The organism is Duganella sp. FT27W, assembly GCF_009295655.1.
Lineage (GTDB): Bacteria > Pseudomonadota > Gammaproteobacteria > Burkholderiales > Burkholderiaceae_D > Rugamonas > Rugamonas zoogloeoides.
On the sequence record NZ_WHIV01000003.1, the window covers coordinates 600,099 to 624,446 of the forward strand.

Below are 24,348 nucleotides of genomic sequence, written 5' to 3' on the forward strand. Positions count from 1 at the left end.
GGAGGACAGCGGTGAAACTATTACTGGTCGAAGACAATGAACGCGTGGGCCGCTTCGTCAAGAAGGGGCTGACCGAGGCCGGCCACACGGTGGACCACGCAGACAACGGTAAAGACGGCATGTACCACGCGGTGAGCGAGCCGTACGACGCCATCATCATGGACCGCATGCTGCCCGGCGGGATCGACGGCCTGTCGATCATCGAAGCGCTGCGCATGCACGGCAACCGCGTGCCGATCCTGATCTTATCGGCGCTCGACGGCGTCGATGACCGCATTCGCGGCCTGAAAAGCGGCGGCGACGACTACCTGATCAAGCCATTTGCGTTCGGCGAGCTGCTGGCCCGCCTCGATGCCCTGATGCGGCGGTCGCAAAGCGTGTCCGTGGAGACCACGCTGGCGTTGGGCGATCTCACCATGGACCTGCTGGCGCACAAGGTGGTGCGCGCCGGTAAGCCGGTGGCCCTGCAGCCGCGCGAATTCAAGCTGCTCGAGTACCTGCTGCGCCATGCCAACCAGGTGGTCACGCGCACCATGTTGCTGGAAAACGTGTGGGACTACCACTTCGACCCGCAGACCAATGTGATCGATGTCCACATCAGCAAGCTGCGGCAAAAGATCGACGCCGGCTTCCCCACCCCGCTGCTGCGTACCGTGCGCAACGCCGGCTACATGCTGACCGACCACGAATAACCACGCACCATGCTGAAACTGCCCGGCTTTTCCGCCCGCACCATCGCCATCGGCTACGCCGCCATCAGCCTGCTGGTGCTGGCGATGTTCGCGGGGCCGCTGTGGTGGGCATGGAACACCAATATCGAGCAGGTGCGCACCGAGCTGCTGCAAGCCGATTCGCGCCGCATGTGCAACCTGTTTGCCCGCAACGGCGCCTTCGCGCTGGCCGCCGCCATCGACAGTCAGGTGATGGGCACCAACGACGGCGTGCGCAAGATCATCCTGTTTACTGCACCCAACGGCGTCAAGCTGGCCGGCAACCTGCCGCGATGGCCGGCCAATTTGCCGCGCGTCGATGGCAGCAGCTCGGCCACCATCGAGGTCGATGGCATGCCGCGCCGGATCGAAATGGTGCAGGTGACGCTGAAAGACGGCCACCGGCTGCTGGTCGCCAGCAATCTCAATCGCTTCGACGTGCTGGAGCGCCTGTTCATTTACGGCCTGCTGGGCTGCGCCATCGCGGTGCTGCTGGTCGCGGCGCTGGGCGGCATGATGATACGGCGCGCCCTGCTCTCGCGCGTGCAAAATATCAGCCAGACCACGTCGGCCATTATCGAAGGCCAGCTCTCGCGCCGCCTGGAAGAACCGGGCGATGGCGACGAACTGCAACTGCTCACGCAGACCGTCAACCGCATGCTCGACCAGATCGAACACCTGGTGACCGGCGTGCAAGACGTCTCCAACGCCATCGCGCACGACCTGCGCACGCCGCTGTCCGAACTGCGCGCGCGGCTCGAGGAACTGTCGGTGGGCCGCCCGTCCGACGAGGAGACGTATGCCGAGATCGACGCGGCGATCAACGATGTCGATCGCGTGATGAGCATCTTCAACGCCCTGCTGCGCCTGGCCGAAATCGACAGCGGCAGCCGCCGTGGCGGTTTCGTCGACGTGGACCTGGCGCGCCTGGGCGCCGAGGTGGCCGAGTTCTATCTGCCAGTGGCGGAATTGAAAGACATCGCACTGAGTTTTACGCCCACCGGCAACCTGCACACAGTGGGCGACCCGGTATTGCTGGCGCAAGCGCTGGGCAACCTGGTGGAAAACGCATTGAAGTATGCGCCGGAAAACGGCGTGATCGCGATCACCGCCCGCCGCCTGGCCGACGACACGCTGGAGCTGGTCGTGGCCGACAACGGCCCCGGCGTGGCCGAGGACGAACGGCCGAAAGTGATCGAACGCTTCTACCGGGGCGACGCCAGCCGTGGCACACCGGGCGTGGGACTGGGGCTATCGGTAGTATCGGCAGTGGCGCGCCTGCACGGCGGCAGCCTGGCGTTGGCTGATAATTTGCCGGGGTTGAGGGCGACGTTGCAGGTGGCGGTTCAGCGGATGTAATGCCAGGCGTCGCCGGGCAGCTGCAGTTGCTCGCGAATGACGCGCAGCCCGCTGCCCACCTTTGCACGCTGCTTCTGCGCTGTCACTTCACTTCACCTCACTTCCTGCGACATTAAACCGGCCAACAACAAATCCACGCCAACCAAAAAATCCTCGCGGTCATCATGCACCCGCAACTGCCCCGCCACGCTGCGCGTAAACGGGTACAGCGCCGGATCGAGCTGGGTCCAGGCATCTGCCACGGCGGCTAAAAATTTACTACGGTCGGCTCCCTGCGAGCGCGCCAGTTGCGCGTTGGCGGCGTTTTGCCCGCTCACGCCCAGGATGTAGTTGACCAGCGCGCAGGCGCTGGCCCAGCGTGCCGGCTCGGGTACGCCCAGCGCGCTGATCTGGCGCCCCACGCACTCCAGAATACGGACCACCGGCATTTTTCCACCAGACTGGATCAGCGCGGCGCCAGCCCAGGGGTGGGCATCCATCGCATCGAACAGCGCCAATGCCACGGTCCGGATCGCCGCCTGCGGTGCGACACCGTCCTCCGGCGCCATGACGGTCCGCGCCACGATGGCGTCGCAGGCGGCGGTGAGCAGGTCGGCCTTGTTGGCGATGTGGCCGTAAATCGCGCCGGGACCGGTGGCCAGTTGCGCCGACAAGGCCTGGAAGGTCAGCCCTCGCTCGCCCTCACGGTCGAGCAGATCAATGGCGGCCTCGATGATGCGTTCGCGCGACAGCGAGTCGTCGCGCCGCGCTCTGGTGACGGTTTTTTTACTCATCCCGCATCTTGACACACCTGGAATAACATTCCAATATAATGGAACGTCATTCCAATGGAAAACTCATGCAACCACAGATCACCATCATCGGCGCCGGCCTGGGCGGGCTGATGCTCGCGCGCGTACTGCACGTGCACGGCATCGCCGCCACCATTTACGAAGCGGAAGCGGGCCCGGACGCCCGCGTGCAGGGTGGTCTGCTCGACATTCACGAATACAACGGCCAACTGGCGCTCAAGGCTGGCGGACTGTACGCGCAATTCCTGGCGATCGTCATTCCCGGCGCCGACGCCAAGCGGGTGGTCAGCACTGCTGGCGAGATCCTGTTGGACCGCCCGGACATCGTGCACAGCGGCCGGCCCGAAGTGGGCCGGGGCGCGCTGCGGCGTGTCCTGCTCGATTCGCTGCCGCCGGAAAGCATTCGTTGGGGCCACAAGCTCGCCAGTGCGCGCGCACTCGGCGACGGCAGCCACCAAGTGACCTTCACCAACGGCGCCACGGTCACCTCCACCGTGCTGGTCGGCGCCGACGGTGCCTGGTCGCGCGTGCGTCCACTGGTGACGATGGCCGTACCAGCGTACAGCGGCACCTCGTTCGTCGAGATCACGATGACCGATGCACAGCGCCGGCATCCGGCCAGCGCCGAGCTGGCCGGCAACGGCACCATGATCGCCACCGCGCCCGGCCAGGGCATCTTCACGCACCGGCACGGCGACGGCACCATGCAAACCTATGTCGCCCTCAATCGTTCCGAACCATGGTTCAAAGCCATCGACTTTTCTGCCCTCGCGCAGGCGACAGCCCTGCTCGCGCGCGAGTTCGACGGCTGGGCGCCGGCACTCACCGCTCTCATCACCGGCGGCGACGGCGCACCGCTGCTGCGCCCCATCCACGCGCTGCCGGTCGGGCACCGCTGGCACCGCGTGCCAGGCGTCACCCTGCTTGGCGACGCGGCCCACCTGATGTCACCGTTCGCCGGCGAAGGCGCCAACCTGGCCCTGCTCGACGGCGCAGAACTGGGCCAGGCGATTGCCGCCAGTCCCCACGACCTGGAAGCAGCCCTGGCCAGTTACGAGACAGCGATGTTCGCGCGCAGCGAACCGTGCGCGCACGAGTCGGCGCAGAATATGGCGATGTTTTTCGATGCACAGGCGCCGCGCGAGGTACTGGAGCTGTTTGGCGGCTTTGCATCGGCAGACTGATTAACCCGGCTGCAACGCCTGAGCGGAGCTCTTTGGACGAAAAAAATCCCAGGCCGCCTCGGCCGCCTCGAAGTCCGCATTTTGCCAGCCGGTCAGCCAGTTGATAAAACGCGGATAGCGTTTCAGGCGGCTTGGCTCCGCGTGGCCGGCGCCATCGACCCGGTACAGGCCCACCTGCACGCCGTCCGCCGCCCCGCCCCACAGGTATCGCGTAACGCTGGTCCTGCCGTGCAGGTCGCTGGTTGGCAGCCTGGTGACTTCCGGCGTATCCGGCAGTTTCGCCATGGCGCGCCAGGCGTGGGCCGTGGCTTCGATGCCGCGCACCGGCTCGGCAAAGCCCAGTGCATACCAGGGTCTGCCACCGTGGTAGTAGATCAGCGGGTCGGCCGTGCAGCCGATGATCAGTGCGGAGAGCGGCAGGCTGGGCATCTCACTGCGGCCCGGCAGCGGCATGCTGGCCAGCACCGCCGAGACGGCGGCCAAGCGGTGGGGAATCGCTGCGGCCACCGCGTACGCCATCCAGCCCCCGCGCGACACGCCCATCACGTATACCCGGCGCGGATCGACCTGGTAGCGGTCGATTGCCTGATCGATCAAGGCCTCGATAAAGGCCGCGTCATTTTTTTGCGCTACGCGCGCGGCGGCAGCGTAGCAGTCATTCCAGCCGCCCTTGCCCGCATCGGGCGCGATCACCACCAGTTGTTCGCGCGCTGCGATTTCCAGCCACACGGACATGGGCGACGGCGGGAACGCCAGGCCAAGCACCTGCTGCGCCGACGCGCCGGCGCCATGCAGCACGATCACCAGCGCGCGCTCGCCGGAGGTCGCAACGGAACTTGCAGTTGACGGCGCGGCGACCAGGTAATGGCGGGTTCCTTCGGGGCGTTCGAGCGTAGCAAGCACCGGCGCCAGGCTTGGTCCCGCGCTGTCGCTGGCGCCCCGCAAGATGGCGCGCAAGGTGGAGGTCAGGCTGGCGATACTGGTTGGCTGCATGCTGTTCCTGTTGTGTATTTTGCTTGATCCGGGCTTGCCCCCTGGCCGCAGACGCCTCAATCCACCTTGACCTGACTAATCGGAGCTTGCCGCTTCCACCTTCCCACCCTGGCGCCGTGAATCGCCCAAGCGATCAACACTGCCGCCAGCGCGATCCCCAACGCCAGCGCACACCATTTCAGCCACAAGCCGTGCTCAAGTCCTGCGAGCAGCAACCACACCACGGCGCCCCAGGCGAGGCAACTGACGCCTTGCAGCGTGCCGCCCACGCCGCCACCGCTGCGCTGGAAGTCGGCGCGGGTGCCGGGGCGGCCGCTCCACATGACGATGATCCCGCTGGCCAGTGACGACAGCAGCAAGGCGATCAGGGTTACCACGCCCATCACCGGCTGGTGCAGCGCCAGCCACAGCACCGGCAGCAGCACCAGGGCCAGCGGCGGCACGGTCGCCGCCGCCAGCTTGGCGCGGCGCATCAGGCTGGCGCTGCGCGGGGCGCTGGCCAGCAGGTCCGGCGCATCTTCGGCCGACATGATGATCCAGGCCAGCGAACCGGCCAGCGACGCGCACACGAAGACCAGCGAGGCGCCGGCCGCGTGGTTGATGGTGGCGGAATTTTTAAAAATAATGAATCCCAGCGGCAGCATGTACAACAGGCGCAGCAGCACTTGCGTGAGCAGGCGGGTATCGCGCGCGATCAGGCGCCATTCCTTGACCATGGTCGCCCACACCAGGCCGCGACCGAAATTGAAACGCGGGCCGCCGGACGGCGCTGCCGCCGCCCTGCCCGACCCGGCCGCCTGCTGCACGCCGCTGACAAAAAAGCCCCGGGTCGTGCGCGTGGTGAAGAAGAACAGCGCCACGCCGGCCGCCAGCAGGCCGGCCAGCGGCACCGGCTGGCCCAGCACGGCGTGACCGAGCCACAACACGCCCGACCAGTCGCCGTGGAGCATCTCCTGCAAGCGCGCGCCCAGCTCGTTGCGGCTATTGGCCGCCTGCGACAGCAGGAATACCAGCGCCCCCGCCACGGCGGACAGCACCTGCACCAGCACCTTGGTGCGGCGCGCACCGATCAGGCGCACCAGGATCAACGTGAGCAGCATCGCGCAAGACGATACCAGCAGCGCCAGCGCAATCACCACCACGTATAGCGCCAGCCATTGCGGATGGCCGGTCAGCAAGCCCATGTTGGCCAGCGGCGCCAGGAAGAACAGGAAGATGCCGGCCACGCTGACCACGATGCCCAGCAAGCGCGCAAAGAAAATACTCTTGGCCGGCAACGGCGACGACAGCAGCAAGTCCAGGTCGCCCCGCTCGAACAGCGCGGCCACGCTGCCGCGCAAGGCTGTCGCCAGCATCAGCGTCACGCCTACCAGCAACGCGGCGGTGGCCAGGATGGCCGCCAGCGCCGGCGTCGGGCCATGGCGATGGATGAGAGGAATGAGCAGGTACGCGCCCCAGTGCAGAAGCAGTTGCAACACCACAGTGAGCGACGTGCCGAGCCAGCTGGCGCTGATCTTGCCATTGGCACGCAGCTTGCGCGTGGCGCTGAAATACATGCGCACTTCGTGGCGGAGCAGCCACCAGGTACCGCCCGGGGCGCCGTTCACTTTGGTCATGCCGGCTCCCCGGTCAGTTGCAGGAACACGTCCTCCAGCGTGCCAGCGGCGCCCAGGCCAGCGAGTGCGCGCAGTTCGTCCAGCGTACCCTCGGCGATCAGGCGACCGGCGCGGATCACGCCGATGCGTTCGGCCAGGCGCTCGGCCACTTCCAGGATGTGGGTGGTAAGCACCACGGTGCCGCCATCGACCACGTGCTGTTGCAGCAAGTCCTTGACCTGGCGGGCGGCGGCGGCGTCGAGGCCGGTGAGCGGTTCGTCGAGGATCAGCAGTTGCGGCGAGTGGATCAGGGCGCCGGCCAGCGCCAGCTTTTGCTTCATGCCACGTGAAAAGCCTTCGGTCAGTTCGTGCGCGTGCTTGGTCAGGTCGAGCCAGTCGAGCAGGTGGCGCGCGCGCGGCTCGGCCTCCGCCGCACCGATGCCCCACAAGCCGGCGACGAATTCCAGGTACTCGGTGGGCTTGAGCTTGGCATATACCATCGGTTCGTCCGGCAGGTAGGCCAGGTGGCGCTTGGCGGCGGCCGGGTCGTGCAACATATCGACGCCCAGCACTTCCACGCTGCCGCTGTCGGGCGCCAGCAGGCCGGTAGCCATGCGCAAGGTCGTGGTCTTGCCGGCGCCGTTGGGGCCGAGCAGCGCGTAAAACTCGCCCCGGCGCACCGCCAGGTCAAGGTGATCGACAGCCGGGCGGCCGAACGACTTGGACAGGGACTGCAGGCGGAGGGCATGGTCGCGCATGGCGGAATCGGTAGTTTATTGATAACAAGCAATATTGACTCATGCGGTCAATGATGTCCAGCACAAAATTATTCAATCGGCAAGTTGAGCCATGTTGTTGCGCTCGACGATCCGGGTTTTTTATTTACTGAATGATTAAATTGCCGCGATTAGCCCTCTGTCGAGCACGGAATTTGCACAAACTACACGTGGAACGTCTAAAATATTCGTTTGGGTTAGTTGACCGCTAACACTCCTGCCGTCTGGCACCGATCCAATTTGGTAAAACCGAGGGAATCAACATGGCAACAGAAAAATCTAAAATCATTTACACCCTGACCGACGAAGCGCCGCTGCTGGCGACTTATTCCCTGCTCCCGATCATCCAGAAGTTCACCGCCCCGGCCGGCGTCGACGTTGTCGCCAGCGACATTTCCGTCGCCGCCCGCGTGATCGCCGAATTCCCCGAGTTCCTGACCGAAGCGCAGCGCCTGCCGAACACGCTGGCCGAACTGGGCGCACTGACCCAGAACCCCGACACCAACATCATCAAGCTGCCGAACATCAGCGCGTCCGTCTCGCAGCTGCAAGCGGCCATCCGCGAACTGCAAGGCAAGGGCTACGCCCTGCCCGACTACCCGGAAGATGCAAAAACCGACGAAGAAAAAGCCCTGAAGGCACGCTACGGCAAGTGCACTGGTTCCGCCGTGAACCCGGTCCTGCGCGAAGGTAATTCCGACCGCCGCGCACCGAAGGCCGTCAAGGAATACGCCCGCAAGCACCCGCACTCGATGGGCGAATGGAGCCAGGCTTCGCGCACCCACGTGTCGCACATGCATGCCGGCGACTTCTACCACGGTGAAAAATCGATGACCATCGGCGAAGCGCGCGACGTCAAGATGGAACTGATCACCGCATCCGGCAAAACCATCGTGCTCAAACCGAAGGTCTCGCTGCAAGCCGGTGAAATCATCGACAGCATGTTCATGAGCAAAAAAGCGCTGCTCGATTTCTACGAGAAGGAAATCGACGACGCCTATAAAACCGGCGTGATGTTCTCGCTGCACGTCAAGGCCACCATGATGAAGGTGTCGCACCCGATCGTGTTCGGTCACTGCGTGCGCATCTTCTACAAGGAAGCGTTCGAAAAGCACGCCAAGGTCTTCGAAGAACTGGGCGTAAACGTCAACAACGGCATGTCCAACCTGCTGGAAAAAATCGAAAAGCTGCCAGCGTCGCAGAAGGACGAAATCCTCAAGGATCTGCACGCCTGCCTGGAACACCGTCCGAAGCTGGCCATGGTCGATTCGGCCAAGGGCATCACCAACTTCCATTCGCCGAACGACGTGATCGTCGATGCGTCGATGCCGGCGATGATCCGCATCGGCGGCAAAATGTGGGGCGCCGATGGCCGCACCGCCGACGTCAAGGCCGTGATGCCGGAATCGACTTTTGCCCGTATTTACCAGGAGATGATCAACTTCTGCAAATGGCACGGCAACTTCGACCCGACCACCATGGGCACCGTGCCGAACGTGGGCCTGATGGCGCAGCAAGCCGAAGAATACGGCTCGCATGACAAGACTTTTGAAGTGACCGAAGGCGGCATCGCCAACATCACCGACCTGGCAACGGGCGAAGTGCTGCTGACCCAAACCGTGGAAGAAGGCGATATCTGGCGCATGTGCCAGGTCAAGGACGCGCCGATCCGCGACTGGGTCAAGCTGGCCGTGACCCGCGCGCGCAACTCGGGCATGCCTGCCATCTTCTGGCTCGACCCGTATCGTCCGCACGAAAACGAAGTGATCAAGAAGGTACAAACGTACCTGAAAGACCACGACACCAGCGGCCTGCACATCGAAATCATGTCGCAAGTACGCGCCATGCGCTACACGCTGGAGCGCGTCTCGCGCGGCCTGGACACCATCTCGGTGACCGGCAACATCCTGCGCGACTACCTGACCGACCTGTTCCCGATCCTGGAACTGGGCACCTCGGCCAAGATGCTGTCGATCGTCCCGCTGATGGCTGGTGGCGGCATGTACGAAACCGGCGCTGGCGGTTCGGCCCCTAAACACGTGAAACAGCTGGTGGAAGAAAACCACCTGCGCTGGGATTCGCTGGGCGAGTTCCTGGCGCTGGCCGTGTCGCTGGAAGAGCTGGGCATCAAGCAGGACAACAACAAGGCCAAGATCCTGGCCAAGACCCTGGATGCCGCCACCGGCAAACTGCTGGACAACAGCAAGTCGCCTTCGACCCGCACCGGCGAACTGGACAACCGTGGCAGCCACTTCTACCTGTCGCTGTACTGGGCACAAGCCCTGGCCGCGCAGACCGACGACGCCGAACTGCAAGCGCACTTCGCGCCGCTGGCCAAGGCCCTGTCGGAAAACGAAACCACGGTCGTGGAAGAGCTGGCCAAGGTGCAAGGCCAGGCAGTCGATATCGGTGGCTACTACCAGCCTGATCCAGCCAAAACGGCTGCGGCCATGCGTCCTAGCGCGACCTTCAACGCTGCGCTCGATACGATCTAAGCTGTAGATAAAGGGGCGAACGCCCCTTGGTACGAAGCCCCGTCAGCGCCAGCGCTCACGGGGCTTTTTTTTACTTCAGCACCCACATCCAGGCACTCAACGTAAAGAACGACGCCACCATGCACAGCAACAAGGTCGTCGCACTACGATCGGCCTCGCCGTACGCCTGCCCCAGGATCGGATAAATACTGAGCATCGGCATGGCCGCCATCAGCAGCGCCGCTGCCCGCAGTTGCGGTTCCATCGGCGCCACGCCCAGGGCGGTGACCACGGTCAGTACCAGCAGCACGGCCAGCGGATGGCCCACGAGCTTGCCCAGCACCACCGGCACCACTTTTTGCCAGCCCGAGCGCAACGGCAAGCCCACCAGCATGCCGCCGATGGCAAACAAGGACAGGCCGCCACTAGCCTGGGCGAACAGGTTCACGGTGCGCAGCAGCGGTTGCGGCAAATCCACCTGCGCCAGGCTGATCACCAGGCCGGCTGACACCGCCAGCACCAGCGGATTGCGGGCGAGACGCAGCAATGATTGCCGCAGCACCTGCGACCACGTGCCGCCATTGCCGCGCGCGCTCTCGGCCAGCGCCAGCAGCAGCGGCAACATCAGCAGGTTTTCGATCAGGACATTCAGTGCCAGCGCCACGCCAGCCACCGGCGCGACCATCAGCAGCAAGATGGGATAGCCGATAAAACTGCTGTTCGAGCACGACACGCCCATGGCAAGAAATGTGCTGCGGGTACCGTTCCAGCCGCACAGGCGGCGGCCGATCAGGTAGGCCGTGGTCATCGACAGCAGCGAGCCGCCCAGGTAGGCCAGCAAGTACGTCGGATGCAGCACGTCGGAGATATGGCGCTGCGCCAGCGCGTTGAAGATCAGCGCAGGCAGCGCCAGGTTCAGCACGAACTTGCCGAACACGGCCATGTCGGCGCGGTTGAACACGCCGGACCGCGTGGCCAGGTAACCAGCCAGCACCACCAGGTAGATGGGGCTGGTGATCGCCAGGATGTCTAACACTACGCTTTGCTGGACCGGGTGCCCAGCGAACGCAGCCAGGCGATGATGCCCGGCAGGATGGACAGGAACACGATGCCCAGCACCACGGCGGTCAGGTTGTTGCTGACCCATGGAATGTTACCGAACATATAGCCGGCCAGCAGCAGGCTGCCCACCCAGATCAGGCCGCCGACCACGTTGTACATGAAGAACACGCGCGCCGGCATCGAACCGAGCGCTGCCACGAACGGCGCCAGCGTGCGCACGATCGGCACGAAGCGGGCCAGGATGATGGTCTTACCGCCATGGCGCTCGAAGAATTTTTGCGTCAGGACGATGTGTTCTGCTTTCAGGAACGGAATGCGCGACGTATCGACCGCCTTGCGCCGCACATAGGTGCCGATGGCAAAGTTGAGCGCGTCGCCGGTGATGGCGGCAGTCAGCAGCAGGAAAAACAGTATCCACGGATCGAACAGCCCCTTGGCGGCCAGCGCACCAGCGATGAACAGCAGCGAATCGCCGGGCAGGAACGGCATGATGACGACGCCGGTTTCGATGAAAATCACGGCGAACAGCAGCAAGTAAATCCAGTGGCCGTATGCCGCCACCAGTTCGGCCAGGTGCACATCGAGGTGCAGGAACCAGGCGGCCAGCAGGGTCAGAAATTCGTGCATTATTTAGTCTTTCGGCAAGTATGAATGATTGAACAGCATTCTAAACCAGCCTGCGCCATATGCGGCCTTTGTTGACAACTAAAGTATCCTGCCCGTCAGCGTTCAGATGGCAACGGTCCATTGCCGCATGACGGCGACCGACTGTGTCAGCCCCTGTGCCCGCAGCGTATCGAGATATTCATCCGTCGCTTTAGGTGGATTCTTCAGTGAACGACGGTGGCTGGCCGCTGCCTGTAGCACAGCAGCAGTGTGCAGATCAAGAAGATCGACGATGAAGTCATCCGGGTGCTGGGCTGCGAGATGGTAGGGATGGAGTGCGGCCTGCGGAAAATCTTTGAGGTTGAATGTCACGATAAGGCTGGCGCCAGAATGGATCGCGGCCGCAACGACATGACGGTCGTCCTGATCAGGCAAGATGATTGACGGGATCAGATATTCAAATCCGGTCACCAGACTGTCACGGACGTGCGCATTCATCAACTGGCGCGTCCGATTCAACTGGGCTTGGGTCAGGTCAGGACGGCTGGCCAGAACATTCCGCGTCCATTCATCATGGATCATGTCACTCCAGCGCGCACGATATAGGTCGGATAGTGCAAGATGCATCAACAAGTCGCGTAACGGCGCAGGGTAAAGCACGCAGGCGTCATAGATGACGGTGAAGTGCGAGCTCATCGCATCAATATCCCAGGCCGAGTTCCTGGGCCTGCTTGCTCAATTCTTCAAGCGCAGTACGTCGTGCTACATCGACACGTTTTTTGTAAGCGATGACGTCCTGATAACGCACACGGCGATGCGTGCCGATCCTATGGAAAGGTATCTCGCCTTTCTCCAACAACTGAATCAGAAATGGGCGGGAGACATTGAGCACATCGGCTGCCTCCTGCGTCGTCAGCTCCGCATGAATCGGGATAATCGACACCGCATTGCCTTGACCAATTTCTGTCAGCACGTCCACCAGCAAGCGTAATGCGGACGTCGGGATGCGTACTGCGTGTACGCCCCCTTGCTCGTCGTAAAAATCAATTTTCTGGGTAGCTGCACGGCTTCGTGATACTGAAGACAATGTACGTCCAGACTCGCGGGCGAGCGTGATGTCGTCCGCTGTAGGCAGCGCGACAGGAATAATGGGAGCACTCATGAAGGCCCTCTCGGCGAATAATCATCACTGATTCTAAACGAAATAACCGAAACGTGATGTTACTTCCGTTCATTGATCAACAATGCATCGGCTTTTGCGCCGCATTTATTTCCCGCCTTGCGCCAGGTCCGGGTAACGCTCGAGCAGCGCGCTGGTGACGCCGTTGGTCCAGCCGAAGCCGTCCTGGGTCGGGTATTCTCCCCCGCCGCCGCTCTTGCGTTCCTCGACGTCGTATTTTTCCAGCAGCTTGCCGGTTTCCACCCAGGTGCGGTGCACGGTGGTTACCCAGCGTCTGGCAATCTCGTGCGCCAGCGGGGCGTGGCCGTAGCGTGCCAGGCCGTCGATGGCGATCCATTGCAGCGGCGCCCAGCCGTTGGGAGCGTCCCACTGCTGGCCCGTGCGCAGCAAGGTGGTGCGCAGGCCGCCTTCGGCCAGCAGGTGCTGTTGCGTGGTATCGGCCACGGCTGCTGCTTGTGCCGGCGTGGCGATGCCAACCCACAGCGGGTAGTACGTGGCCGCGCTCAGCACCTTGGTCGGGCGTTGGTGGCGCAGGTCGTAGTCGGCGTAGCGCTGTTCGGCGGCGACCCAGAAGATGCGGTTGATCGCCGCTGCGCGCGTGGCTTTGGCCTGCTTGAACCGGGTGGCGCAGCTGGTGTCGCGCGCGGCCTCGCAACGGCGCGCCACTTCGCCCTCCAGCTGGTACAGCAGGCTGTTGAGATCCACCGGCGCGATCGTCGTGGTGTGGACGGTGGCCAGGCGCTGCGGATCGTCCTGCCAGCGCGACGAAAAGTCCCAGCCGCTTTCGGCTGCGGCGCGCAGGTCGCGGTACAACTCCGGTTTGGAACGGTCGGTATCCTTCGCAGTGTCGAGGTCGGGTTGAGTCGCTTCGTCGCGCGGTGTGTCTTTCGCATCCCAGTAACGGTTGAGTATGGTGCCGTCGGCGAGGCGCACCACGTGTTCGCACGCACCCTGCCCCGTCTTGGGCAGGCACGCCGTGCCGCGCATCCAGTAAGCATGTTCGCGCTTGAGCGCAGCGAGCAGGCGGCCTTCCGCCTTGGCGTCGGCGCCCTTGTCGCCCAGCGGTTTCAATTGCGCCATGGCCGCGAAGAACGGCGGCTGCGAGCGGCTCAGGTAGTAGCTGCGGGTACCGTTGGGGATATGACCATAGCGCTCGATCAGGCTCTGGAACCCGACGATCATCGAATCGACCAGGTCGCTGCGATGGTCGGCCTGCAGGCCCAGCATGGTGAAGTACGAATCCCAGTAATAAATCTCGCGGAAGCGCCCGCCCGGCACCACGTAATTGGCCGGCAGCGGCAAAGCCGACGACCACTTGGGAGGATCGAGCGGCGGGCGCGTGAGCACCGGCCACAGCGAGGCGATGTGCTGGCGCAGCGTGATGGTGGCCGGCGCGGGCAGCTCGAAATGGCGTTCGACGAATGCTTGCAGCGCGGCCTTGTCCTGCGGCTGCTCTTGCTGGTACTTGGCCAGTATCGCTTGCGGATCGGACCGGGGTACGGCGTCGGCGAAGGTCTTGGCGTCTGGATAGATGTGGGCGGTCTGCACCGCCTGGTACAGGGGACCGAACAGTTGCTGCGGCGTGGGCACGTCCTGAGGCGCAGTTGCAGTTGCGGGGGCAGGGGCGGCTGGGGCTGGGGCTGGGGCTGGGGCTGGGGCTGGGGCTGGGGCTGGGGCTGAGGCTGAGGCTGGCGCTTGGGCTGGGGCTGCGGTTGCGGTTGGGCTTGGGCTCGCGGCAGATTGTCGTTGCGCCGTGGCAGGCGTGCTGGCCGCCAGTATCAATACGCCTGCCAACAGCAGCGCGCTACGTGGTGTATTGGTCCCCTTCATCGTGTCTCCCGTCGTGGCGCGCCACCGGCGGCGCGCTTGCGACTCGATAGTACCCCAGCAGCAAATTCCACCTCGTCCCGGTGGCGGTGGCTACTTGCCCGGCGCCGGCGTCAACACCTGCAACGCCGCCGACACGTACACCAGCGGCGCGTTCCAGTTGATGGCGATCTCGTTGCTGGCGTACGAGCAGGCATCGTCGAGATAGGCGCGCGCCGGCAGCGCTGATGCGTACTGCACCTTGCAATCCTTCTGGTCTTCGCGACCCGGCTGCGGGCCGCCGACCACGAAGCCCGGCACCGGTGCGGCGATGCCGTCCGCCTCCGACGGCCGGTGGTGCGGGTGCTGTGCCGAGCGAGCGCCGAAGCCGGTCACGAACGACAGATCGACGGCGTTGCGGCCCATGATGACATCGAAATTGGCCTGCGCCGCGTCGAGGTAGGCGCGCTTGCCGGTCAAGCGGTAGCCGTGCACCAGCACCATGGCCTGGTTCAGCACCACGGCATTGCTGCCCCAGACGTAGTCGGCGGTCTGCATGGCAAAGCCGTAGGCCGAGCGCTGCTTGACTGCCGCCAGTTGGCTCGATAACGCATCGATGCGGCTGGCGATCAGCGCCTGGTCGGCCACCGGATTCAAGTGCTGGCGATGGCGCACCAGCGACAGCCACGCCAGCCCGCTGACCTCCCCCCATGTCGGCACCGTGGCCTGCAGCGCAGGCGCCTGCATGGCCTGGTAGTAGGCGGGGTCGCCGGTGGTGATGAACAGTTCGGCGGCGGCCCAGGCAAATTCGTCGCGCACGTCCTTGTCGCCGTACTCGCCGGTCTTGATGTCGGCCGGCTGCTGGTAGTAGGTCTTGGGATTGGCCTGGGCCCAGCGCCAGGCGTGCTCGGCGGCGGTGCGCATGCGCGCGGCCATGCCGGGCAGTTGCTTGTCGTAAGGGGCCAGCACGCGGCTGGCGGTGGCCATCACGGCGGCAAAGTCGAGTGCAGCGGCGGTGGTCTTTTGCACCACGTAGCGCTGCTGGTGGGCGTCGGCCGGCATCACGTAGCCGTCGAAGTTTTTATCGGTAAGCTTGTGATAGACGCCGCCGTCATTGGGGTCCTGCATGGTCAGCATCCATTCCAGGTTCCACAGCGTTTCGTTGAGGATGTCTGGAATGCCGTTGCCGCTTTCGGGGATATTCAAAGCCTGCGACTGGAAGAAGCCTGGGAAGTCTTCCCACGCGGCCAGCAAGGTATAGGTGGCGATGCCCGAATTGACGATGTACTTGTTGTAGTCGCCCGCGTCGTACCAGCCTTTGGGGCTGGAGATGATGGTGCCGGCCGGGCGCGCCGGGGACGCGGCCGAAGCATGCACCATCACACTGGTATCCGGGTGGCCGGCCGCGCGCGCGTAGGCGCCGGCATGCTTCGTGTCGAGCGCGATGCCGGCGCGGTTGTAGTAATAGGCGCGGATGGCGCCGGCGTTCAGGGCCTGGTAGGCGCCGGGGGCGACCTCGAACGGCAGCGAATCGGGCAGACCTGCCACGCGTAACCGGTAGCGTCCCGGCGTGGTGAGCGTAGAAAAGTCGGCCAGCCGCACCGTATCGCCCGAATCCGGCGCCGCCCTGGCCGCACCCAGCGTGCCTTGCCGGACCACGGCGCCGCCGCCGGCCTGGATCACGGTGAAGGTGGTGGCGCCCGCCGTCGCTGCTTCCGCGGGCACCACCGCCACCTTGGCCGCACCGGGCAGAAAGCCCAGTTGATTGAGCTTGATCTCGGCAGCGGATGCGCCGGCCGCGCCCAGGCAGACCATGGCGGCCGCCAGATATTTCAGGGAAGTTGGCATGTCATGTCTCATTGTTGTTGTGATTGGTTTTCGTGGTGCAGTCGGTTCCTCGCTGCGGCCGGCGCAAGGCCGGCCCGACAGCGACTGTTCGACAGCCATGCCCGCCGTCACCATGAAAACGATTTCACGATCATCGCCCATTTGGGCTACGCAGTCAACCGGAGACAGTCTCCCCTACAGCGTGCGCACCCAGTTGCCCTTGTAGAGTATCGGACCGGTCGGCCCGTTCGGATCGCGCGAGCCGCCCTTCGGCTCCAGCGACACGGCCAGCAGCGCCACGTCGTCGCCGATGGCGCGGCCCGGTGCGCCCAGCGCCAGCGTCACCTGGCCGGCCGGATCGACCAGGCCCAGCGAACGCGGATTGCCGGACTTGGGCACCGCCCACAGTTGCAGCGATTTGTCGTCCGGCACCGGCGCGGCATGCACCACGCGCACCGTCAACTGCTGCTTGCGATGGTCGGCCGCCAGCACCAGCACTGGTTGCGCCTTGTCGTCGATCAGCGTGGCCATGTAATCGACCTGCGGCGCCTGCAGGGTGTGGGTGGCCAGCATCGCCGCCAGCACCAGCGCCACGGCCGTGGAGGCCAGCGCCAGCGGACGCCAGGCGAAAGCGTCGCTGCGCCAGAACTGCCAGCCCGATGCCGCCGGGCGCAGGCCGAGGCGCCGTTCGATGCCGGCCCACACCTGCTTGCGCGGCGCCTGCGCGCCAGCAAATTCCGCCAGCGGCGCCAGGCGGTCCTGCCATTCGGCGGTGGTACGGCGCAGTGCGGCGTCGTTGTGCAGATAACCTTCGAAGCGGCGGCGCGCGCCGCCCCTCAAGGTGCCGAGCGCATATTCGGCGGCCAGTTTTTCGCGCAGCGGCAGGTTGTCGCGCAGGTTCATGCCCGCTCTCCTTTGGCCAGGCAGGCCTTGAGCTTTTCCAGGCTGCGGCGGATCCAGGTCTTGACGGTGCCGATCGGCAGCGCCATCTGCGCGGCCACCTCGCTGTGCGACAGGTCGTGGAAAAAGGCCAGGCCCACCACCTGCCGGTGCAAGCCTTCCAGCGCCGACATGCAGTAGGCCAGTGCCTTGGCGTCGCGGCTCAGTTGCAGCGCTTCGATCGGCGTGGCGCCGGGATCGTGCAAGGCGGCCATGACCTCGGCAGCGAACGGGTCGCCATCGATTTCGGTGTCGTGATCGGCGCGGCGCAGCAGATCGAACGCCTTGTTGCGCACGATGGTCGTCATCCACGTCATCGGCGCGGCCAGGTGGCTTTGGTAGTTGCCTGCGTTATTCCAGATCGCCACAAAGCTCTCCTGTAAGACATCCTCGGCCAGTTCCCGCTTGTTCAGTATACGCAGCGCGAAGCCGAACAGTTTCGGCGACGTGGCGTCATATAACGCGCGGAACGAGGCGGCATCGCGGCGGGCGGCGCCTTCGAGCCACAATCTCAGTTGCTGGGGGTCGGGGGTAATGGTGTCTGGCACGATGAGCTTGTCTGTGTGTTGGGGACGAAGTGGATTGAATTGTTGAAGCGACATGAAAATACCACACTGCGCCCGCGCACTGTACGAAAGATGAATCCGCTTTCATGCCCATTACGTAGAATCGTTTGCATAACGCAAATAAAACCAGCGACTTCAGGGGACAGGATGCGATTCGACTTGGTAATGGGTGGAATGATGGCCATGGTGATGGCGCCCGGTGCGGATGCCAGCAATGCGGCGACTGCGGCCATCGGGGAAGACGATGCCGCGCCGCCGCGCGTGACGGTGCTCGGTAACTATGACAACGCCGTGGGCACGTCGGACGCGGCCAGCGAAGGCACGGTCACGGCCAGCCTGATCGCCAACCGCCCCGCCCTGCGCACCGGCGAATTGCTCGAATTCGTGCCCGGCATGATCGTCACCCAGCATAGCGGCGACGGCAAGGCCAACCAGTACTTCCTGCGCGGTTTCAACCTCGACCACGGCACCGACTTTGCCACCTATGTCGATGCCATGCCGGTCAACCTGCGCAGCAACGCCCACGGCCAGGGCTATTCCGACCTCAATTTCATCATCCCCGAACTGGTACAGCGCATCGACTACCGCAAGGGCCCCTATTTTGCCGACGAAGGCGACTTCTCCTCGGCAGGCGCCGCCCGCCTGAGCCTGGTCGATACCCTGCCGCAGGGCATCGCCAGCGTCACCCTTGGCAGCTATGGCTACCAGCGCGCGGTGCTGGCCGACTCCTTCAACGCCGGCAGCGGCAAGCTGCTGTACGGCGTCGATGCCGGCCGCAACGACGGCCCGTGGGACACCCCGGAAAACGTGCGCAAGGCCAGCGCCCTGCTGCGCTACAGTAGCGGCGACGCCGCGCGCGGCTACAACGTCACCGCCATGGCTTATCGGAATCGCTGGAACGCTACCGACCAGGTGCCGCAGCGCGCCGTGCAGCAAGGCCTGATCGGCCGCTATGGCGTGATCGATCCCAGCGACGGCGGCAAGACCGACCGCGCCAGCCTGTCCTGGAATATGCACATCAAGACCGACGACAGCGTGACCGAGGCGGCCGCGTACATCGTGCGCTCGCGCCTGGACCTGTTCAGCAATTTCACCTACTTCTTGAACGACCCGGTCAACGGCGACCAGTTCCAGCAAAGCGAGCGGCGCACCATGACGGGCGTGAACGCCAGTACCGCGTGGCTCGCAAACTGGGGCGGCGTCGATGTGCGCAACAAGGTCGGCGTGCAAACCCGCTACGACCATGTCTCGCCCCTGGGCCTGTACGCCACCAGGGCGCGCGAGCGCCTTGCCACCGTGCGCGAAGACCGCGTCAAGGAAGGCAGCGCCGGCTTCTATTTCGAGAACACCGCCTACTGGCAGCCCACGCTGCGCACGGTGCTCGGCGTGCGCCACGATGCCTACCGTTTCGACGTCAACAGCGACAAGGTGACTGCGCACCGCACGTCGCCCAAGCTGTCGATCATCCTGGGTCCGTGGGCCGGCACCGAGTACTTCATCAACTACGGCAGCGGTTTCCACAGCAACGACGCGCGCGGCGTGGTGCAGGCCGTCGATCCCGCCATGCCGCTGGTAGCCACGCGCGGCGCGGAGCTGGGCGTGCGCAGCGAGTGGCTGCCCGGGCTGCAAACCTCGCTTTCGCTGTGGACTCTCGATATCGACTCGGAACTGGTCTTCGCCGGCGACAGCGGCCAGACCGAAGCGAGCCGTCCTAGCCGCCGCCGAGGCGTGGAATGGACCAGCCACTACATCGCTGCGCCGTGGCTGCTGTTCGACCTCGATTTGTCCGCCTCGCGGGCGCGCTATCGCCAGGACGACCCGGCCGGCAACTACGTGCCCGAGTCGCTGAGCAAGGTGGCCTCGTTTGGCGTCACCGTCAAGGACCTGGACCGCTGGCAGGGCGCACTGGAAGTGCGCTACTTCGGCCAGCGTCCGCTGATCGAAGACAACAGCGTGCGCTCGAAGTCCACCACGCTGGTGTATGGCCGCATCGGCTACCAGCTCACGCCGCGCACCCGCTTGACGCTCGACGGTTTCAATCTGCTCAACCGCAAGGCCAGCGACATCGATTACTACTACGCCTCGCGCCTGCCGGGCGAGCCGGCTGAAGGCGTGAACGACATCCACTTTCACCCGGTCGAGCAGCGCACCGCGCGGCTGACACTGAATCACCGTTTTTAACAATGTAAAAAAAATTATCAAATCTGAATCCGGCGTCTATCGTGCGCCGTATAGGAGTGGGCAGCAACCGCAGTCGTGCAGGTACGGAAGTTACAATCAAAAGGGGATATACAATGCAAACGTTTATGAAACATGCGCTCGGCATGGCAGTACTGGGCACCCTGGCTGGCGCGCTGGCGCCGGCAGCGCTGGCGTCGAGCCACCGCGAAGCACCGTTCGTCACCCAAAGTCCGAAAGTCGATGGCACCGACTTTTACATGTTCCGCAGCTACGAGACGGGCCGCGCCGGCTTCGTCACCCTGATCGCCGACTACGTGCCGCTGCAAGATGCCTACGGCGGCCCGAACTACTTCGCCATGGATCCCAACGCGCTGTACGAAATCCATATCGATAACAACGGCGACGCCAAGGAAGACCTCACCTTCCAGTTCCGCTTCACCAATACCAACAAGGACACCAAGCTGACCATCGGCGGCAAGTCGATGTCGATCCCGCTCGTCGTCAACGGCGGCGCCATCGCCGGCGCCAACGCCCCCGGCGCCAATGTGCGCGAAACCTACACCATCAACGTGGTGCGCGGCGACCGCCGCACCGGCACCAAGGCCGCAGTGTCCAACGCCGCCGGCGCCACCACGTTCGACAAGCCGCTCGACAATATCGGTAACAAGTCGATCCCCGACTACGCCGCGTATGCCGCCGCCCACGTCTATAGCGTCAACATCCCCGGCTGCGCCACGCCCGCGCGCGTGTTCGTCGGCCAGCGCAAGGACCCGTTCGTGGTCAACCTGGGCGAGACTTTCGACCTGGTCAACATCAAGGCCCCGGCCGTTGAATTTGCCGCCAACGCCGAACGCGCCGCCAAGGACGACCTGGCGCAAAAGAACGTGACCTCGATCGAAATGGAAGTGGCCAGCAGCTGCCTCACCGCCGCCAACAGCACCGACCCAGTGATCGGCGGCTGGACCACGGCCAGCGTGCGCCAGGCGCGCGTACTGAACCCGACGCCAAACAGCTCCACGCCATCGAAAGAAGGCGGCGCCTGGACCCAGGTGTCGCGCCTGGGTGCGCCGCTAGTCAACGAAGTGGTCATCGGTTTGAAAGACAAGGACACCTTCAACGCCAGCAAGCCGTCGGGCGACACCAAGTTCGCCGACTACGTCACCAACCCTACCCTGCCTGCGCTGATCGAAATCCTGTACGGCAGCGCCGGTGCCAAGGCGCCGACCAACTTCCCGCGTAACGACCTGGTGGCCGCGTTCCTCACCGGCGTCAAGGGCCTGAACCAGCCGGCGACCGTTACCGCCTCCGAGATGCTGCGCCTGAACACGTCCACGCCTGCCGTGGCGATGGGTGCGCAAAACCGCCTCGGCGTGATCGGCGGCGACAATGCCGGCTTCCCGAACGGCCGCCGTCCCGGCGACGACGTGGTCGATATCGCGCTGCGCGTGGTAATGGGCAAACTGTGCACGCTCAACCTCGGATGCGCGCCAGCCGATGCCCCGGCCGGCGCCCTGCGCTTTACTGACGGCGCATACCTGGACGACAGCTTCTTCAACGCCAGCTTCCCGTACCTGAAAACCCCGATCGCCGGTTCGCCACAGACTGCGGCTACCACGACCGCTGCCAGGAGCGCACCATGAAAAAACTGATGGCAGTAATAGGCGCTACAGCGCTGCTGGCACTGGCCGGCTGCGGCAGCAGCGATGACCATGCGATCAGCAACAACGGCGGCGGCACCGGCGGCGGTGGCACCACGCCGCCGGTGAGCATGGTGGACGCGTTTTATGCGGCGGTCCTGGCGCTGATCGGCGACGGCGCCGAGACCACTACCGAGCCGGTAGCCACCGACACCATGGTGGCGACCGCACCGGAAGACACGGAACCAGTCGCGGTCAAATAAGCAGTCGGACGTAACTCCGGCGCCGGTCCTCCAGGACCGGCGCCGTTTGCCTATGCAGGATCCATCGATGACCAGACTACCGAATTTGTTTTCCCTGCTGGCGCTACTGGGCGCCGCCTTGTGTGCGCCGCTGTGGACCCAGGCCGCGCCTTATTTGCCGACCAGCGGCGCACAAGTGATTGAAACCCTGCCGCGCCGGGGCGATCCGGTGCAGCAGGAGCTGCGCCGCCTACGCGCGCAGTTGAACGCCCAGCCCAACGACGTGGCGCTGGCCACCACGCTGGCGCGCCGCTACATCGCGCTGGGTCGCAGCGAGACCGATCCACGCTACCTTGGCTACGCCCAGGCCGCGCTGGCGCCGTGGTGGAAACAGGCCGCGCCGCCTCCGCCAGTGCGCCTGCTGCGCGCCACGCTGCTGCAAAGCACCCATCAATTTCCCGCCGCGCTGGCCGACCTGCAAGGCGTGCTGGCGGCCGAACCGCAAAATGCCCAGGCCTGGCTCACGCTGGCCACGGTGCAAACCGTGCAGGGCGACTACGCCAACGCCACCAGCAGTTGCGCGCGGCTGTCGTCGCTGGCCAATGAACTCATTACCGTCACCTGCGTGGCCCAGGTGGGCGGCATCACCGGCCGCGCGCTGCAAAGCGAGCAGCTGCTGGCACTGACGCTCGAGCGCAGTGGCACGACCGCGCCCGAGTTGCAGGTATGGGTGCTGACCCTGTTGGCCGAAATGGCGCAGCGGCGCGAGGCCGTGACGCTGGCCGAAACCCGCTTCCAGCGCGCACTGGCGCTCGACCCGCACGACAGCTATTTGCTCGGCGCCTATAGCGACTTCCTGCTCGATCAAAAACGCCCGTCGCGCGTGGAAGCGCTGCTGGCCGACCAGACCCGCATCGACGCCCTGCTGCTGCGCCGCGCGCTGGCGCTGCAGCAGCAAGGCAAGACCGCGGCCTTGGCCGCCGACGTGGCGGAACTGGCCGCGCGTTTCGACGCCGCCATGCTGCGCGGCGACACAGTGCATCAGCGCGAACAGGCCCGCTTCGAGCTGCTGCGGCGCGACACCGCCAAGGCTCTGACCTTGGCGCGCAAGAACTGGACGATCCAGAAAGAGCCTGCCGACATGCGCATCTATCTTGAAGCGGCCCTGCAAGCGCGCGACCGCGAGGCCGCGCAACCGGTGATCGACTGGATTGCCAAGCACAAGACCGAAGATGCAGCCGCCGCAAAGCTGATGCGCCAGCTCGGGGAGTCCGCATGATGGCCCACTGGCTGGTGCGGCTGTGCTGCCTGCTCTCCCTGTGCGGCGTGGCGCTGCCGGCGCTGGCCCACAAGCCCAGCGACAGCTACCTGGCGCTCGACGTGCACGGTGCGCAGGTGAGCGGCCAGTGGGACATCGCGCTGCGCGACCTCGATTTCGCCATCGGCCTGGACCAGGACGGCGACGGCAAACTGACCTGGGACGAAATCCGCGCGCGCCATGCGGCGATTGCCGCCTACGCCATCGAACGGCTGGCGCTATCGACCAGCCAGGGGCCGTGCGCGCTCAAGGCCAACGAACAGCTGATCGACAACCATACCGACGGCGCCTACAGCGTGCTGCGCTTCACCGCCACCTGCCCGGCCGCCATCGACTCGCTGGACCTCGACTACCGCCTGTTTGCCGACGTCGATCCGCAACACAAGGGGCTGTTGCGCCTGACCCACGATGGCGAAACCTCGACCGCCATCTTCGATCCGCAGCACGCGCGCCAGACGCTGGCGGTGGCCGCGCCCGATCGCTGGCGCCAGTTCGCCACGTATATCAAGGAAGGCGTGTGGCATATCTGGATCGGCTACGACCACATCCTGTTCCTGCTGTCGCTGCTGCTGCCGGCCGTGCTGCTCGCGCCACCGGCGAACAACCTGCGCGGCGCCTTTATCGACGTGCTGAAAGTGGTCACCGCGTTCACGCTGGCGCACTCGCTCACGCTGACGCTGGCCAGCCTGTCGCTGATTTCCCTGCCCTCGCGGCTAGTGGAGTCGGCGATTGCCGCGTCGGTGGTGCTGGCGGCGGTGAACAATATCTATCCGCTGTTCCGCACCCGGCGGCCGGTGGCGGCGTTCGCGTTCGGGCTGCTGCACGGTTTCGGCTTTGCCAGCGTACTCGGAGACCTGGGCTTGCCGCAGGGCGCGCTGATCACCAGCCTGCTGGGTTTCAACGTGGGCGTGGAACTGGGCCAGCTGTGCATCGTGGCGGTGTTCCTGCCGCTGGCGTATGTGCTGCGCAATACGCGGTTCTACCGCTGGCTGCTTACCGGCGGCTCGGCGCTGATCGCGTTGCTGGCGTTGGCGTGGTTTATCGAGCGGGCGTTCGATGTACAACTGTTCGGCGCGTGAGGCCCCTTGGTGTGACCAGTTGA

General features: G+C 64.8%; 21 protein-coding genes. 9 read left to right on the forward strand and 12 right to left on the reverse strand.

Going from position 1 to position 24,348, the window contains the following annotated elements; all coding sequences use genetic code 11:
* Positions 1-11: 11 nt before the first annotated feature.
* Entirely contained in the window at positions 12-692 is a 681-nt protein-coding gene (locus F8197_RS14465) for a response regulator transcription factor (RefSeq protein ID WP_019922278.1), read from the forward strand.
* A 9-nt stretch (positions 693-701) separates the two neighbouring features.
* Positions 702-2,069 (forward strand): HAMP domain-containing sensor histidine kinase, encoded by a 1,368-nt coding sequence (locus F8197_RS14470; RefSeq protein WP_056144220.1) that lies wholly within the window; start codon positions 702-704, stop codon positions 2,067-2,069.
* 92 nt (positions 2,070-2,161) lie between these two features.
* Here the strand turns inward: F8197_RS14470 and F8197_RS14475 are convergent, their stop codons facing one another.
* Positions 2,162-2,842 carry a TetR/AcrR family transcriptional regulator gene (locus tag F8197_RS14475; RefSeq protein ID WP_152882429.1) on the reverse strand — a complete coding sequence of 227 codons (681 nt, stop codon included), beginning with the start codon at positions 2,840-2,842 and terminating at the stop codon, positions 2,162-2,164.
* Positions 2,843-2,907: 65 nt separating this feature from the next.
* Here F8197_RS14475 and F8197_RS14480 point away from each other — a divergent pair, with 65 nt between their 5' ends.
* Positions 2,908-4,044 carry an NAD(P)/FAD-dependent oxidoreductase gene (locus tag F8197_RS14480; protein ID WP_152882431.1) on the forward strand — a complete coding sequence of 379 codons (1,137 nt, stop codon included), beginning with the start codon at positions 2,908-2,910 and terminating at the stop codon, positions 4,042-4,044.
* Here the strand turns inward: F8197_RS14480 and F8197_RS14485 are convergent, their stop codons facing one another.
* From F8197_RS14485 to F8197_RS14495, 3 genes are read right to left on the reverse strand one after another with little or no spacing between them, the layout of a single operon-like run.
* A complete protein-coding gene (locus F8197_RS14485; RefSeq protein WP_152882433.1) occupies positions 4,045-5,037 on the reverse strand; it encodes a PHB depolymerase family esterase in 993 nt (330 codons plus the stop codon).
* Between the two features lie 56 nt (positions 5,038-5,093).
* Positions 5,094-6,653: a hypothetical protein gene (locus tag F8197_RS14490; protein WP_152882435.1), complete on the reverse strand. Its 1,560-nt coding sequence runs from the start codon at positions 6,651-6,653 to the stop codon at positions 5,094-5,096.
* Complete coding sequence (locus F8197_RS14495; RefSeq protein WP_056144201.1) at positions 6,650-7,390, reverse strand: ABC transporter ATP-binding protein; 741 nt, start codon at positions 7,388-7,390, stop codon at positions 6,650-6,652. The genes F8197_RS14490 and F8197_RS14495 overlap by 4 nt, the downstream gene beginning before the upstream one ends.
* A gap of 281 nt (positions 7,391-7,671) precedes the next feature.
* Between F8197_RS14495 and F8197_RS14500 the strand changes: the two genes are divergently transcribed.
* The gene (locus F8197_RS14500; protein ID WP_152882437.1) at positions 7,672-9,903 is read left to right on the forward strand and encodes an NADP-dependent isocitrate dehydrogenase; all 2,232 of its coding nucleotides are present in this window, start codon (positions 7,672-7,674) and stop codon (positions 9,901-9,903) included.
* 70 nt (positions 9,904-9,973) lie between these two features.
* Here F8197_RS14500 and F8197_RS14505 read toward each other — a convergent pair whose 3' ends face one another.
* From F8197_RS14505 to F8197_RS14540, 8 genes are all read right to left on the reverse strand, one after another.
* A complete protein-coding gene (locus tag F8197_RS14505; protein ID WP_373996878.1) occupies positions 9,974-10,918 on the reverse strand; it encodes an AEC family transporter in 945 nt (314 codons plus the stop codon).
* Positions 10,918-11,571 (reverse strand): VTT domain-containing protein, encoded by a 654-nt coding sequence (locus tag F8197_RS14510; protein WP_152882438.1) that lies wholly within the window; start codon positions 11,569-11,571, stop codon positions 10,918-10,920. The genes F8197_RS14505 and F8197_RS14510 overlap by 1 nt, the downstream gene beginning before the upstream one ends.
* 102 nt (positions 11,572-11,673) lie before the next feature.
* Entirely contained in the window at positions 11,674-12,246 is a 573-nt protein-coding gene (locus F8197_RS14515; protein WP_152882439.1) for a PIN domain-containing protein, read from the reverse strand.
* A 4-nt stretch (positions 12,247-12,250) separates the two neighbouring features.
* Positions 12,251-12,712: a helix-turn-helix domain-containing protein gene (locus tag F8197_RS14520; protein WP_152882440.1), complete on the reverse strand. Its 462-nt coding sequence runs from the start codon at positions 12,710-12,712 to the stop codon at positions 12,251-12,253.
* Positions 12,713-12,817: 105 nt separating this feature from the next.
* Positions 12,818-14,320, reverse strand: a complete 1,503-nt coding sequence (gene treA, locus F8197_RS14525; protein WP_373996879.1) for an alpha,alpha-trehalase TreA — start codon at positions 14,318-14,320, stop codon at positions 12,818-12,820.
* 330 nt (positions 14,321-14,650) lie between these two features.
* Entirely contained in the window at positions 14,651-16,384 is a 1,734-nt protein-coding gene (locus F8197_RS14530) for a glycoside hydrolase family 9 protein (protein WP_152882442.1), read from the reverse strand.
* Between the two features lie 174 nt (positions 16,385-16,558).
* Positions 16,559-17,266: an anti-sigma factor domain-containing protein gene (locus tag F8197_RS14535; RefSeq protein ID WP_152882443.1), complete on the reverse strand. Its 708-nt coding sequence runs from the start codon at positions 17,264-17,266 to the stop codon at positions 16,559-16,561.
* Positions 17,263-17,850, reverse strand: a complete 588-nt coding sequence (locus F8197_RS14540; protein WP_373996880.1) for a sigma-70 family RNA polymerase sigma factor — start codon at positions 17,848-17,850, stop codon at positions 17,263-17,265. The genes F8197_RS14535 and F8197_RS14540 overlap by 4 nt, the downstream gene beginning before the upstream one ends.
* A gap of 165 nt (positions 17,851-18,015) precedes the next feature.
* Here F8197_RS14540 and F8197_RS14545 point away from each other — a divergent pair, with 165 nt between their 5' ends.
* The 5 genes from F8197_RS14545 to F8197_RS14565 all read left to right on the forward strand — a co-directional run bounded on the left by F8197_RS14545 (position 18,016) and on the right by F8197_RS14565 (position 24,325).
* Positions 18,016-20,049 carry a TonB-dependent receptor gene (locus F8197_RS14545; RefSeq protein WP_227012251.1) on the forward strand — a complete coding sequence of 678 codons (2,034 nt, stop codon included), beginning with the start codon at positions 18,016-18,018 and terminating at the stop codon, positions 20,047-20,049.
* 125 nt (positions 20,050-20,174) lie between these two features.
* Positions 20,175-21,689 (forward strand): DUF4331 domain-containing protein, encoded by a 1,515-nt coding sequence (locus F8197_RS14550; protein WP_056144180.1) that lies wholly within the window; start codon positions 20,175-20,177, stop codon positions 21,687-21,689.
* Positions 21,686-21,949 (forward strand): hypothetical protein, encoded by a 264-nt coding sequence (locus F8197_RS14555; protein WP_227012252.1) that lies wholly within the window; start codon positions 21,686-21,688, stop codon positions 21,947-21,949. The genes F8197_RS14550 and F8197_RS14555 overlap by 4 nt, the downstream gene beginning before the upstream one ends.
* 67 nt (positions 21,950-22,016) lie before the next feature.
* Entirely contained in the window at positions 22,017-23,207 is a 1,191-nt protein-coding gene (locus F8197_RS14560) for a hypothetical protein (RefSeq protein WP_152882444.1), read from the forward strand.
* Positions 23,204-24,325 (forward strand): HupE/UreJ family protein, encoded by a 1,122-nt coding sequence (locus tag F8197_RS14565; RefSeq protein WP_152882446.1) that lies wholly within the window; start codon positions 23,204-23,206, stop codon positions 24,323-24,325. The genes F8197_RS14560 and F8197_RS14565 overlap by 4 nt, the downstream gene beginning before the upstream one ends.
* Positions 24,326-24,348 lie beyond the last annotated feature (23 nt).